This is a genomic window from Rhizobium lentis (genome assembly GCF_014200175.1).
GTDB classification, from domain to species: domain Bacteria; phylum Pseudomonadota; class Alphaproteobacteria; order Rhizobiales; family Rhizobiaceae; genus Rhizobium; species Rhizobium mulingense.
Genome location: NZ_JACHBD010000019.1, coordinates 1 through 12232, shown reverse-complemented (window position 1 = coordinate 12232; position 12232 = coordinate 1). Strand labels below are relative to the sequence as shown.

13 protein-coding genes are annotated in these 12232 nt (G+C 63.0%); 8 read left to right on the top strand and 5 right to left on the bottom strand.

All coding sequences use genetic code 11. From position 1 onward, the window contains the following. Nucleotides 1-30 precede the first annotated feature (30 nt). The 4 genes from GGI60_RS28995 to nadE all read left to right on the top strand — a co-directional run bounded on the left by GGI60_RS28995 (nt 31) and on the right by nadE (nt 5084). Nucleotides 31-1227, top strand: a complete 1197-nt coding sequence (locus GGI60_RS28995) for an HlyD family secretion protein (RefSeq protein ID WP_183934980.1) — start codon at nt 31-33, stop codon at nt 1225-1227. A gap of 72 nt (nt 1228-1299) precedes the next feature. Further along, nucleotides 1300-2919, top strand: coding sequence for an MDR family MFS transporter (locus GGI60_RS28990; RefSeq protein WP_183919780.1), 1620 nt, complete (start codon nt 1300-1302; stop codon nt 2917-2919). Nucleotides 2920-2942: 23 nt separating this feature from the next. Further along, nucleotides 2943-4148, top strand: coding sequence for an adenylate/guanylate cyclase domain-containing protein (locus GGI60_RS28985; RefSeq protein WP_183919779.1), 1206 nt, complete (start codon nt 2943-2945; stop codon nt 4146-4148). Nucleotides 4149-4250: 102 nt separating this feature from the next. Then, on the top strand, nt 4251-5084 hold the full coding sequence (nadE, locus tag GGI60_RS28980; RefSeq protein WP_183919777.1) for an ammonia-dependent NAD(+) synthetase: 834 nt from the start codon (nt 4251-4253) through the stop codon (nt 5082-5084). A 7-nt stretch (nt 5085-5091) separates the two neighbouring features. Here the strand turns inward: nadE and gstA are convergent, their stop codons facing one another. After that, nucleotides 5092-5775, bottom strand: a complete 684-nt coding sequence (gene gstA / locus GGI60_RS28975; RefSeq protein ID WP_183919878.1) for a glutathione transferase GstA — start codon at nt 5773-5775, stop codon at nt 5092-5094. A 116-nt stretch (nt 5776-5891) separates the two neighbouring features. Between gstA and GGI60_RS28970 the strand changes: the two genes are divergently transcribed. Beyond that, complete coding sequence (locus tag GGI60_RS28970; protein WP_183919770.1) at nt 5892-6509, top strand: TetR/AcrR family transcriptional regulator; 618 nt, start codon at nt 5892-5894, stop codon at nt 6507-6509. On the opposite strand, the gene GGI60_RS28965 is transcribed toward GGI60_RS28970, so the two are convergent. After that, nucleotides 6471-7745 carry an MFS transporter gene (locus tag GGI60_RS28965; protein ID WP_183919768.1) on the bottom strand — a complete coding sequence of 425 codons (1275 nt, stop codon included), beginning with the start codon at nt 7743-7745 and terminating at the stop codon, nt 6471-6473. The genes GGI60_RS28970 and GGI60_RS28965 overlap by 39 nt on opposite strands. Before the next feature lie 110 nt (nt 7746-7855). Between GGI60_RS28965 and GGI60_RS28960 the strand changes: the two genes are divergently transcribed. After that, the gene (locus GGI60_RS28960) at nt 7856-8197 is read left to right on the top strand and encodes a nuclear transport factor 2 family protein (protein ID WP_183919766.1); all 342 of its coding nucleotides are present in this window, start codon (nt 7856-7858) and stop codon (nt 8195-8197) included. 11 nt (nt 8198-8208) lie between these two features. Here GGI60_RS28960 and GGI60_RS28955 read toward each other — a convergent pair whose 3' ends face one another. The 3 genes from GGI60_RS28955 to GGI60_RS28945 all read right to left on the bottom strand — a co-directional run bounded on the left by GGI60_RS28955 (nt 8209) and on the right by GGI60_RS28945 (nt 10174). After that, nucleotides 8209-8940, bottom strand: a complete 732-nt coding sequence (locus GGI60_RS28955; RefSeq protein WP_183919764.1) for a sulfite exporter TauE/SafE family protein — start codon at nt 8938-8940, stop codon at nt 8209-8211. Between the two features lie 59 nt (nt 8941-8999). Next, nucleotides 9000-9653, bottom strand: a complete 654-nt coding sequence (locus tag GGI60_RS28950; RefSeq protein ID WP_183919762.1) for a class I SAM-dependent methyltransferase — start codon at nt 9651-9653, stop codon at nt 9000-9002. Between the two features lie 194 nt (nt 9654-9847). Beyond that, on the bottom strand, nt 9848-10174 hold the full coding sequence (locus tag GGI60_RS28945; protein WP_183919760.1) for a hypothetical protein: 327 nt from the start codon (nt 10172-10174) through the stop codon (nt 9848-9850). A gap of 212 nt (nt 10175-10386) precedes the next feature. On the opposite strand from GGI60_RS28945, the gene GGI60_RS28940 reads away from it, so the two are divergent. Continuing rightward, nucleotides 10387-10989, top strand: a complete 603-nt coding sequence (locus GGI60_RS28940; RefSeq protein WP_011424542.1) for a superoxide dismutase — start codon at nt 10387-10389, stop codon at nt 10987-10989. A gap of 136 nt (nt 10990-11125) precedes the next feature. Further along, a complete protein-coding gene (locus GGI60_RS28935; RefSeq protein WP_183919758.1) occupies nt 11126-11971 on the top strand; it encodes a metallophosphoesterase in 846 nt (281 codons plus the stop codon). Nucleotides 11972-12232: the final 261 nt, after the last annotated feature.

The following is a 12232-nucleotide window of genomic DNA, read 5'->3' as shown; positions in this document are numbered from 1 at the left end:
GAAACGGGGCGCCAGACGAAGGAAGAGACGATGGTCGAACTACCCCGCAAGCAGGATTTCGAAAGTGCCGGAGAGGCCGAGCGGATTTTGGCCGAGGCGCCGGCCGCCCAGGCGCCTGCGATGCCCGCTGCCGAAACCCCGGTTGTCGCCGCGCCTGAAAAGACCGGCCGCAGCATCGTCAAGCGCGCCGTCATCGCCGCCGCGCTGCTTGCCGGCGTCGCTTTCGCGGGTGATTTCGGCCACCGCTACTGGACCGTCGGCCGTTTCATCGAATCCACCGACGATGCCTATGTGAAGGCCGATTACACCACCGTCGCCCCGAAGGTCGCCGGCTATGTCAGGCAGGTGCTGGTCAACGACAACGACGTGGTCAAAGCAGGCCAGGTGCTTGCCCGCATCGACGACCGCGATTTCCAGGCCGCACTCTCGCAGGCGAGAGCAGATCTGAAGGCGGCCGAGGCCGCCATCACCAATATCGATGCCCAGATCGCCCTGCAGCAGTCGGTCATCGGGCAGGCCAGGGCGACGATCGACGCCTCGCAGGCCTCGCTCGATTTTGCCGTGTCCGACGCCGCGCGTTCGGCCCGCCTCATCACCAACGGCGCCGGCACCCAGTCGCGCGCCGAACAGACCCAGTCGGCCCGCGACCAGGCGGCTGCCGCCGTCGAGCGCGACCGGGCGGCCCTCGTCGCGGCTGAAAACAAGGTGCCGGTGCTCCGGAGCCAGCGCGAACAGGCGGTTGCCGAGCGCGACCGGGCGGCCGCGGCCGCCCACCAGGCCGAACTCAACCTGTCTTACACCGACATCGTCGCCGCCGTCGACGGCACGGTCGGCGCCCGCTCGATCCGCGTCGGCCAGTATGTCACTTCAGGCACCCAGTTGATGGCCGTCGTGCCGCTGCACGCAGTCTATATCGTCGCCAATTTCAAGGAAACGCAGCTGACCTATGTCCGTCCCGGCCAGTCGGTCGAGATCAAGGTCGACAGTTTTCCCGATATGTCGATCAAGGGTCATGTCGACAGCGTTTCGCCGGCAAGCGGTCTCGAATTCTCGCTGCTGCCGCCTGACAACGCCACCGGCAACTTCACCAAGATCGTCCAGCGCATCCCCGTCAAGATCGTCATCGACGACGAGGCCTTGAGCGGACTGCTGCGCTCGGGCATGTCGGTCGAGCCCGAAGTCGATACCAAGGCTGCCCAGAGCGTGGCTTCCCGGGCCTCCGGATAATCCTTCTCGTTCCGAAAGATCGCCGAACCCCATCATCGGAAAGTTTCCGCACCAGCAGGAAGGAGACAGGTCATGGCCACTCTTCAGATCGCCGCAAACGGCAATTCGCTTGCGCGCCCCGCCGCCGCAGCGCCCGCCACACCTGCCGCCATGAGCGCGCTTCGCATGTGGTCGGCTGTCGTCGGCTCGACGCTCGGCGCCTTCATGGCGGTCCTCAACATCCAGATCGTCAATGCCTCGCTTGCCGATATCCGGGGCGCCATCGGCGCCGGCACGGATGACGGCGGCTGGATCTCGACCTCCTACCTGATCGCCGAGATCGTCGTCATTCCGCTCAGCGGCTGGTTGGCGCGGGTCTTTTCGCTGCGCAACTATCTGCTGGCGAACGCCATCCTCTTCCTGATCTTCTCGGTCGCCTGCGCCTTCGCGGCCAACCTGCAGCAGATGATCATCCTGCGCGCCATTCAGGGCTTTTCCGGCGGCGTGTTGATCCCAATGGCCTTCACCATCATCATCACGCTGCTGCCCAAGGCCAAGCAGCCGATCGGCCTGGCGCTCTTTGCCCTGTCGGCCACCTTCGCACCGGCCATCGGGCCGACGATCGGCGGTTATCTCACCGAAAACTGGGGCTGGGAACATATCTTCTACGTCAACCTGGTGCCCGGCGCGCTGATGGTCGGCTTGCTCTGGGCCTCGCTCGACCGGGCGCCGATGAACGTGAAGCTGCTGTCCAAGGGCGACTGGCCAGGCATCATCACCATGGCGATCGGCCTCGCGGCCCTGCAGACCGTGCTGGAAGAGGGCAACAAGGAAGACTGGTTCGGCTCCGATTTCATCCTCCGCCTGTCTGTTATATCAGCCGTCTCGCTGAGCCTGTTCATCGTCATCGAGCTGAGAACGGCCCAGCCGCTGTTGAACCTGCGCCTGCTGCTGCGCCGCAATTTCGGTTTCGGCATCGTCGCCAACTTCCTGCTCGGCATCGCGCTTTACGGTTCGGTCTTCGTGCTGCCGATCTATCTCACTCGCATCCAGGGCTACAATTCCGAGCAGATCGGCATGGTTCTCGCGTGGACCGGCATTCCGCAGCTGCTGCTGATCCCGCTGGTGCCTCGTCTGATGAAGCGGTTCGACGTCCGGCTGCTGATCGTTATCGGCTTTGCCCTCTTCGCCGCCTCGAATTTCATGAACGTCCACATGACCGGCGACTATGCAAGCGACCAGCTCTTCTGGCCGAACATCGTCCGCGCCGTCGGTCAGGCGCTGGTCTTCACGCCGCTGTCGGCGATCGCCACATCAGGCATCGAGAAGGAGAATGCCGGTTCGGCTTCGGCGCTCTTCAACATGATGCGCAATCTGGGCGGCGCGGTCGGCATCGCCTCGCTGCAGACCTTCCTGTCGAAGCGCGAACAGTTCCATTCGAACATCCTGACGCATTCGGTCTCGGTATTCGAGGAAGCCACTCGCGATCGCATCGCCAGGCTGACGGGCTACTTCATGAGCCACGGCGTCAGCGATCAGGCGCTCGCCAGCCACAAGGCCGTCGTCGCCATCGCGCTCAAGATACGCAAGCAGGCCAATATCATGGCCTTCAGTGACACCTTCTTCCTGCTTGGCGTCGCCCTCGTCGTCGCCCTGCTGGCAAGCCTGCTGCTGAAAAAGCCCGGTCAGCTCGCCGGCGGTGGCGCCCACTAACCCGTCTCCGGGAGGAGAACACCATGCCCTCAGCAATCCATGCTCCCGATCTCGACCGATTTCAGCCAAAGGCCACTGGTCATGCCGTCAGCACAGGCGCGCTGCTCTCGATCATCGAGTGGCTTTCCGGCGACGAATGCCACGCGCTTGATGAAGCCGGCCTCGTCTCCGGCCTCGGCCGCCGGCTTCAGGCGCTCGGCCTGCCGGTCGATCGGATGACCCTGCATCTGATGACGCTGCATCCGGAGTTTATCGGCCGCACCATTGCTTGGGCGCCAGGCGAGCCGGTCGAGATCCATGACCGCGAACATGGCGCGCGGGTCGCTATTGCGAACACGCCGCTGCGCAAGGTCATGGAAACCAGGGAACCGCTGATCGTCGGGCCTGGCGAAAGCGTCCATGGCCGCTGGCAGCATATCGATGTCTTTGCCGATCGCGGCCTGATGCAGCTCGTCATCGCGCCTCTCTGCAATGTCGACGGCCCGGTCAGCGCCGCCGTCTTCGGCACCAGGCGGCCGGGCGGTTTCACCGTCTCGGAGCGCCAGGTGATCGAGCGCATCCTGCCGGCGCTGCGCAACACCAGCGAGCTGCGCATTCTTCGCCAGGTCGAGCTCAGCCTGCTCGATACCTATATCGGTCCGCTGACGGCAAGCCGGATTCTGGCCGGCCGCATCCGCCAGGGTGAGATCGAATCGATGGAGGCAGCCCTGCTGCTCTGCGATCTGCGCGGCTTTACCGAGCTGTCGAACCGGCTGCCCGGCAGCACCGTGCTCGGCATGCTCAACGCCTATTTCGACAGGATCGTGCCGGCCATCACCCGCGAGGGCGGCGAGCTGCTGAAATTCATGGGCGACGCCGTGCTCGCCTTCTTCCCCGGCTATGACGCGGCCCATTCCTGCGGCGCTGCTCTTGCGGCAGCCCGCGCCATGCTCGATGAGATCGACCATTTCCAATATGAAGGCATCGGCGTGAAGGCCGGCATCGCCCTGCATTACGGCGAAGTCAGCTACGGCAATATCGGTTCCGGCCGCCGCCTCGACTTCACCCTGATCGGCCGCGACGTCAACCTGGTCAGCCGCATCCAGACCGCCTGCGGCGAACTGGGAGAGGCCTTGCTGATGTCGGCACCGTTCCGTCGGGACGCCGGGGCAGGGGATGTGCTGTCGGTCGGGGCGCATAGGCTGAAAGGGTTTGCCGATCCGGCGGAGCTGTTTACGATCGTGCGGTAGGTGTGCGGTGCATGCATGGCAGGTCTGCCCGAAACGGCTTCGTCTTCCCCCATCTTTTCGCCATAGTGGCGCCGGAATTCCGTAAGCGGGGAGGAGGAGCTTATGACCGTGCTGTTCGACGAACAAGGCGAGATCATCCGCGAACTGGGTGTCGCCGCCGATATCGATCCTGAGCGAGAGATCGAACGGCGAACCGCTTTCCTCAAGGATTATCTCGTCGGCTCGCGCATGCGCGGCTACGTCCTCGGCATCAGCGGCGGCGTCGATTCGCTGACGGCGGCTTTGCTGGCTCAGAAGGCCGTGCGCGAGTTGCGTGACGGCGGCCATGCGGCCGAATTCATTGCCGTGCGTCTTCCCTACGGAGTCCAGGCTGATGAGGCCGATGCGGAGAGGGCGCTTGCAACGATCGGTCCCGACCGCTCGATGGTGGTCAACATCAAGGCGGCGACGGATGCGATGCTGGCCGCCGCTCAGGATGGCGGTCTTGCCTTCGCCGATGCCGGCCGGCAGGATTTCATCCTCGGCAACATCAAGGCCCGCCAACGGATGATCGCCCAGTTCGCTTTGGCCGGCGCGCTTGGCGCCCTCGTCATCGGCACCGATCATGCGGCCGAAGCAGTCATGGGCTTCTTCACGAAATTCGGCGACGGTGCCGCCGATATCCTGCCGCTTGCCGGCCTCAACAAACGCCGCGTCCGCCTTCTGGCAAAGCGGCTCGGCGCCCCCGACGAGCTCATCTTCAAGGTACCGACCGCCGATCTGGAAGACCAGCGGCCGCTGCGCCCCGACGAGGAGGCCTATGGCGTCAGCTATGACGAGATCGACGATTTTCTCGAAGGCCGGCCGGTCGGCGAGATCGCCCGCCGCCGTATTCTCGCCGCCTATCGCGCCACCGCCCATAAGCGCGCTCTGCCGGTAGCCGTCAACGCGCTCTGAGGAGCGTTTAAGGCTGCACCGGCACGCCCGTCCAGTCCGACGAGGCGAGATAGGCATTCGGCGCAAAATACACACCGTCGGCATCGAAGGCCTCGAGATCTTCGGCCCGCAATGCTTCGCGCACCTTCGGGCGGGCCGCCACGCGGGCCATGAAGCCGTGCAGCGCCGGCCATTGCTTGAGATTGATCTCCGTCCAGGGCGACCAGTTCAGGCAGACAAAGAGATAGGCGTCCGCCACGGTGAAGGCCTCGCCGGTCAGATAGGGTCCGGCAAAACGGCCGCTCAGCCAGGAAAGGCGCTTCGAGACCTGAGCGCGGATCCGCTCATGCACGCTGGCATAAGCCGGCTCGAACAGCAGCACCATCGGCTTGTGCAGTTCTGCGGATATGAAATTCAGATAGGACTGCACCTCGTTGCGTCTGAGGTTGCCGACCTCCGGCAGCATCGCGGCGCCTTGCGGGACGCTGTCGGCAAGGAACTGCGCGATCGCCGGGCCTTCGGTCAGCACCTTGCCGTCGTCGAGCATCAGCGCCGGCACATAGCCGTTGCCGTTGATGGCAAGATAATCCCTGCCGTCGCTCGTCCGGTGGGTCTTCCGGTCGACTTCGACGAGCTCGATATCAAGCCCCAGCTCCCGGCAGACGATGTGCGGTGAAAGCGAGCAGGCAGCGGCGTTCATATAGAGTTTCATGGCGATTTCCTCTCTCATGCAGGCGGTCGGCGCCGCCTGTTCGATATCATTGAACATCTGTACTGTTTCGCATAAAATAGCCTTCGTCAAGAAATTTAATGCGAAGCAGTACAAATATGAAGAATGAGAAGAAGCGTGGCCGCCCCAGGGCCTTCGACGCCAAGGCAACGCTCGCCAAGGCGCGGGACGTCTTCTGGGACAGAGGTTTTGCCGCCGCCTCGCTCGACAATCTCAGCGCGGCGACGAACCTCAACCGCCCGAGCCTCTACGGCGCCTTCGGCGACAAGGAGGATCTCTATCTCGATACTTTGGAGGGTTATCGGCAGGACGGCATGGATACGCTGGCCCAGGCGCTCGATCCGTCACTGCCGCTGCGCGATAATCTCGCCCGCGTCTACGCCGGTGCGTTGGATATCTATTTGCATGGCGAAACCGCCGCCCGCGGTTGTCTGCTGATCGGCACGGCGACCGTCGAAGCGGTCGAGCGTGAACGGGTTCGCGAGGTGCTCGGCCGCAGCCTCAGCGATTTCGACGGCGAAATCGAAAAGCGCATGCGCCTTGCCGTGGAAAGGGGTGAACTTCCCGCGGAAACCGATCCGCAAATGCTGGCAAGGCTTGCTTCCGCCGTCATGCATTCGCTCGCGGTGCGCGCCCGCGCCGGCGACAGCCGAGAGATGCTCGAGGCGATCGCCCGCTCAGGCGTCGAGCTGATCTGCGGCAGCGCCCGGCGCTGATCTCGACCCGGCGTCAATCGTTCCAGGGCGCACCATCCAGGCGTAGGCGGCACCGGCAAGGAGCAGCACCGAGGTGCCAAGGAAAACCGCCCGCATGCCGATGTGCCCGCCGACGAAGCCGCCAAGGACGGGGCCGGCCACCTGGCCGACATATTGCGAGGAGACGGAGAGGCCAAGAATGCTGCCGGCCGCACTGTCCGGCACGCTGTGGCGGATGACGGCGGCGATGCAGGGCAGCAGCCCGCCAAGGGCAGCCCCCATCAGGAAGCGCAGGATGATCAGCTGCCAGGAACTGGTGACGAAGGCCTGTGGGACCAGAAGCAGCCCGGCGGCGGCGAGCGCGCCCGCAATGACCGACCAATGGCCGATCCTGTCGGCCAACCTGCCGAGCCAGGAGGCGGAAAGTATGCTGCCGAGGGCGGCCGCCGACATGACGAGGCCCGAGATCATCGTCACCTGCGTTGCGATGGGCACGATCTGCGCGACATAGACGGTGATGATCGGCTCGATCGACATATTGGCGAGCATCAGAAGCATGCCGGTTGCCAGCATGGCGATCACAGGCCGCTTGTCGGCGATGGATTTCCAACCGCCGCTCGCCTTGGCCGCCTGTTTGCGGGCCTGCGATTTTTCCTCCTTGATCAGCAGGGTCGTGGCGAGAAAGGCGAGGAAGATCATGCCGCCGGCGGCGAGAAACGTGCCGCGGATGCCGATGATCGGCGGCAGCACTCCGCCAAGGAGCGGCCCGACGAGATTGCCGGCCATGATGCCGGAGGAGAGCACGCCGAGAGCCCAGGCCGAGCGATCCTTCGGCGTCTGCGTCGCCACCAGCACCATCGAGCCGGAGGAGTAGCCGCCCGCAAGCCCAACGAAGAGCCGCAGCGCCACCAACTGCCAGACATTGCCGGCCAGGCCCATCAGCGAGATCGCCAGCGTCATGCCGAGGCTGGCACGCACCAGCATCAGCTTGCGGCCGTAGATGTCGCCGAGCCGTCCCCAGAGGGGCGCGACGAGAGCGGCAGCCAGGAAGGTGGCGCCGTAGGCAATGCCGGACCATTGCACGATTGCCGCATGGTCGCTGACGCCGAGTTCCTCGACGTAGAGTGGCAAGAAGGGAAGTAGCAGCGTCATTGCCACGATCGTCGTGAAGGAGCCGATCAGCGAGATCGCAAGGTTGCGCTTCCAGTAGATCGAGCCTGCCTTAACGCTCGCCGCATCCATTTTCATATCGGTCATTCCCTGCCTAGGTGTCGACCACGGGGCGCAATTGCGCCGAAACTGGATCATCTAGGGTAAATGTGCTAGAGCCGATTGCGTGATGCAACCGGTTAACGGAGGATCTTGCCATGAACGATATGCGCACGAGGCAGCAGACCGTCCGTGATCTCTACGCCGCCTATCTCGAAGACCGCAAGGATAAAGTCGGCACCATGCTGACGGAGGATTTCACATTTTCCAGTCCGCGTGACGACCATATCGACCGGGCTGCCTATTTCGAGCGCTGCTGGCCGAAGGAGCCGTTGTTCCGCCGTATCGACATCGAGTTCCTGGCGGTCGATGGCGATGAGGCGGCTGTTCGCTACCGCGTCGAAAAACTGGACGGCACAAGCTTCCACAATATGGAGAGCCTGCGTTTCCGCGGCGGTAAGATCGCCTCGGTGGAGGTCTATTTCGGCCGGAATCTGTAGGCTCGGCGCAGTTAGAAGATCCGCATGGCCGATGTTGTGATGATCACCATGGAGACCGCCACCATCAGGGCCCGCACCGGCAGCCGCTTGACCAGGATCGCGCCGAAAGGGGCGGCGACGACGCCGCCGATGATCAGGCCGATCGCCGAATTGAGCTCCGACCAACCGAGCGTCAGGATGAAGGTCAGCGAAATCGTCAGCGTTACCGCAAATTCGGTGAAATTGGTCGAGCCGATCACCCGTTTCAAATCATGGCCGCGCCCGACGAGCGTGCTGGTGACGACTGGTCCCCATCCGCCGCCGCCGATCGCATCGAGCATGCCGCCGCAAAACCCGACAGGCGGCACCGCCCAGTCGCGCACTTCACGCCTGGTTGGCGGGCGAAAGGCCTTGTAGAGTATCAGCAGGCCGATCGCCATCAGATAGGCCGACACGAAGGGCTCGATCACCTTGCCGTTGATATTGGCCAGCAGATAGGCGCCGATCGCGCCGCCGATCATGCCAGCAGGCGCCAGCCGCGCCACCAGCCGCCAGTCGACATTGCGGTGATAGGCATGCGACAGGCCGGAAGCGGCCGTCGTGAACATTTCCGTCACATGCGTCATGGCGCTGGCATTGGCAGCAGGCAGGCCGAAGGCGAGAAGGCTCGTCGTCGACAGTACGCCGAACGCCATGCCGAGCGCACCGTCGACGATCTGCGCACAGAAGCCGACGGCGATGAAAAAGAAGATATCCGATGTCATGCAGTCCCCTCAGGCGAACAGTAGCATCAGAATCGGCGACGCGTGAGAAACTTTTGACCTCAGGCCGAAAGTCCGCGCTGCTTCAGCCGGACGATCTTGAAAAAGCCGTTTGGAAAGACCGGCAAAATATCGTTCGCGGAAAAGTCGCCGCGACGCTCGGCCCAGGCGAGGATGCGGTTGATGCGGAAGGCGGAGGACCAGCCGATGTGACGCACCAGCGGCGCCACCGCCGCCTCGATCGCGCCCTGCAGGCCGGCGCCGTCGCCGAGCTTGCTGGCCAGGATGATCTCACCGCCCGGCCGCAGCACCCGGGCGCACTCGTCGAGCGCCCGCTCGGGATCGGGGATGAGCGTGATGACGAAAGGCAGGCAAACGACGTCGAAGGACTGGTCGGCAAAGCCCAGCGCATGCGCGTCCATCACTTCGAGTGCCTGCACATGCCGCAGGTTTTCGCTGCGCACCTTTTCGCGCGCCCGCGCAATCATATGTTCGGAAATGTCGATGCCCGTCACCCGGCAGCGGCTGGGATAGTGGGCGAGCGTCAGGCCGGTGCCAACGCCGATTTCCAAAATGTCGGTGCCGGCCGCAGCGGCAAGGGCGGCAAGCTTGCGGTGGCCGTCGCGCAGGATGCCGCGGTAGACGCGGTCATAGATCGGCGCCCAGCGCTGATAGATTTTCTGCTGATCTTCCGCCCGGTTGCGAAGTTCCGACATGCCTATGCCTCCTGCCACACCCCCAAGAATCGGAATCATTTTTATAAAAGGATCATGCATTTATCACAAACATTGAGCGCCTCGGCGCCTCTCACAGACGCGCGGCGCTCTAAAAACCCGGAACGTCAACTCCTAAGGGTGGTCTTGGGTTCCGCCCGGATGCAACTGGAGTCGCAAATCGTGACGGCGGCCGGCTATTTGGCCGGCGCCAATCCAAGCTTCTTGACATCCATCGCACTACCGATCTCGACTGACTTCTCCTGCTTGTCATAGACGCAGATCTGGGCGACAAGCCCCTTGGCGCCTTTCGGCTTTCCCGTCACCAAAGCGAGCCCGTAATGGGCGCTGCCGAAAGGATCGACGCTGACGGCAGGCTTCTCGAGCGCGACTGCCGCCTTCCTGCATTTGGCCTCCACATCGGCCGCGAACTGCTGCCAGGCCTCGTCGGAGGAGGCATGGGCCGCGCCGGCGAGACAAGCAAGCGCGGCTGCGGCCGGAAGCTGGATTATATTCCTGTTCATATCGGATCTCCCTTGTTGAGCATTGCGCTCGAGGCGGTTTCCGGGCGGGTATGTCAGGCGATTTGCGCGTGCGATGTCAGCTCTGAAACTGAGGCAAATTTTCCTCCGGCCGGTCGTTTTTTGATATTTCGCCGGTTGCCTCTCCCCCGTTCCCCTCCTATGTTCCGCCTCACCTGCCGATGACGCAATCTATTGCCAAGAGGAGATCTGACATGGCTTTCGAATTGCCTGAACTTCCGTATGATTACGAAGCCCTTGCCCCCTTCATGTCGAAGGAAACGCTGGAGTTTCACCACGATAAGCACCACAAGGCTTATGTCGACAACGGCAACAAGCTCGCCGCCGAAGCCGGCCTTGCCGATCTCTCGCTCGAAGAGGTCGTGAAGAAGTCCTTCGGCACCAATGCCGGCCTCTTCAACAACGCCGCCCAGCACTACAACCACATCCATTTCTGGAAGTGGATGAAGAAGGGCGGCGGCGGCAACAAGCTCCCGGGCAAGCTGGAAGCGGCTTTCGCCTCCGATCTCGGCGGCTACGACAAGTTCAAGGCCGATTTCGCCAATGCCGGCGCCACCCAGTTCGGCTCCGGCTGGGCCTGGGTTTCCGTCAAGAACGGCAAGCTCGAAATCTCCAAGACCCCGAACGGCGAAAACCCGCTCGTCCACGGCGCCACCCCGATCCTCGGCGTCGACGTCTGGGAACACTCCTATTACATCGACTATCGCAACGCCCGCCCCAAATATCTCGAAGCCTTCATCGACAGCCTGATCAACTGGGACTACGTCCTGGAACGCTACGAAGAAGCCACGAAGTAAGCGGCACCGACTTGCCGCCTTCCGCGGCGATGTCTCGGCCTCGTTGATCTTGCACCCGGCGTTCTCCCGAACGCCGGGTGTTCGTTTTCGCATCCGTCGTCACATCCTTGTTACCGGCCGAACCTAATCACGCCCCATGTCCTCGTCCGCCCTTCCCCTGTTCCGCTTCGGCATCATCGCCGATCCGCAATATGCGGCCATCCCTGCGCATGCGGCCATGAACCGCTACTACGCCAACAGCCTCGCCAAGGTCGCCGAGGCGATCGAGATCTTCAACGGCGAAGATTTGAGCTTCGTCATGACGCTCGGCGATGTCATCGACCGCAGCTTTTCAAGCTTCGACGATATCCTGCCGGTCTATGAGAAGCTTAGGCACGAGGCGCTCTTCCTGCTCGGCAACCACGATTTATCCGTCTCAGCGGGGCATCTGTCCGAAGTCGCCACACGTCTCGGCATGCCGTCGCCCTATTACAGTTTCTCCCGCCACGGCTGGCGCTTCATCGTGCTCGACGGCAATGAAGTCAGCACCTTCGCGCCGCCCGAAGGCCATCCAAATCGCGCCCTTGCTGCTGAAATGCTGGCCGAACTGGAGGAGAACGGCGCCAGGAATGCGCATCGCTGGAATGCCGCGCTGAGCGACGCGCAGTTCGCCTGGCTGGCCGATGAAATCGCGCTAGCGAGCGAGGCGGGCGAAAAGGTGATCGTCATGAATCACTATCCCGTGCATCCGCCCAGTGAACATGGCATGTGGGATAGCGAGCGCATCGTCGCGCTGCTCGCCTCGCACGACAACGTCGTCGCCTACCTCAACGGTCACGACCACGTCGGCAATTACGGCATGGCCGGCGCCTGTCACTTCGTCAATTTCAAGGGCGTGGTCGACACCGAAAGGGAAAACGCCTTCGCGATCGTCGAAGTCTACCCCGATCGTCTCGAAATCCGCGGCTTCGGCCGGGAAGAGAGTCGGACGCTGGTTTATTAGGCGGGGTGGACTGCCGATAGAAGTTGGCCAACTCCTCCTTACGTCATGGTCGGCCTTTACCGGCTCTATAACAGAAATTGACCGAGATATTCGGGGTGCCTCTCCGAAGAAGCGCCCAACCCGCCAACGGTGAGTTTGTCGGAACGCAACCTCATCCTCCGTCATCCTCGGCCTTGAGCCACTGCTGTCCGGTTTAAATTTTGTCACCATTGGAGGCTCATCTGGCCGGGATTGCCGGGGGGACGTTGGCTTGGTTTTAGC

Excerpts from the sequence above, each read along its gene's own strand:
- GGI60_RS28995 (WP_183934980.1), top strand. The coding sequence starts at position 31 with ATGGTCGAACTACCCCGCAAGCAGGATTTCGAAAGTGCCGGAGAGGCC.
- GGI60_RS28990 (WP_183919780.1), top strand. The coding sequence starts at position 1,300 with ATGGCCACTCTTCAGATCGCCGCAAACGGCAATTCGCTTGCGCGCCCC.
- GGI60_RS28985 (WP_183919779.1), top strand. The coding sequence starts at position 2,943 with ATGCCCTCAGCAATCCATGCTCCCGATCTCGACCGATTTCAGCCAAAG.
- nadE (WP_183919777.1), top strand. The coding sequence starts at position 4,251 with ATGACCGTGCTGTTCGACGAACAAGGCGAGATCATCCGCGAACTGGGT.
- gstA (WP_183919878.1), bottom strand. The coding sequence starts at position 5,775 with ATGAAACTCTATATGAACGCCGCTGCCTGCTCGCTTTCACCGCACATC.
- GGI60_RS28970 (WP_183919770.1), top strand. The coding sequence starts at position 5,892 with ATGAAGAATGAGAAGAAGCGTGGCCGCCCCAGGGCCTTCGACGCCAAG.
- GGI60_RS28965 (WP_183919768.1), bottom strand. The coding sequence starts at position 7,745 with ATGACCGATATGAAAATGGATGCGGCGAGCGTTAAGGCAGGCTCGATC.
- GGI60_RS28960 (WP_183919766.1), top strand. The coding sequence starts at position 7,856 with ATGAACGATATGCGCACGAGGCAGCAGACCGTCCGTGATCTCTACGCC.
- GGI60_RS28955 (WP_183919764.1), bottom strand. The coding sequence starts at position 8,940 with ATGACATCGGATATCTTCTTTTTCATCGCCGTCGGCTTCTGTGCGCAG.
- GGI60_RS28950 (WP_183919762.1), bottom strand. The coding sequence starts at position 9,653 with ATGTCGGAACTTCGCAACCGGGCGGAAGATCAGCAGAAAATCTATCAG.
- GGI60_RS28945 (WP_183919760.1), bottom strand. The coding sequence starts at position 10,174 with ATGAACAGGAATATAATCCAGCTTCCGGCCGCAGCCGCGCTTGCTTGT.
- GGI60_RS28940 (WP_011424542.1), top strand. The coding sequence starts at position 10,387 with ATGGCTTTCGAATTGCCTGAACTTCCGTATGATTACGAAGCCCTTGCC.
- GGI60_RS28935 (WP_183919758.1), top strand. The coding sequence starts at position 11,126 with ATGTCCTCGTCCGCCCTTCCCCTGTTCCGCTTCGGCATCATCGCCGAT.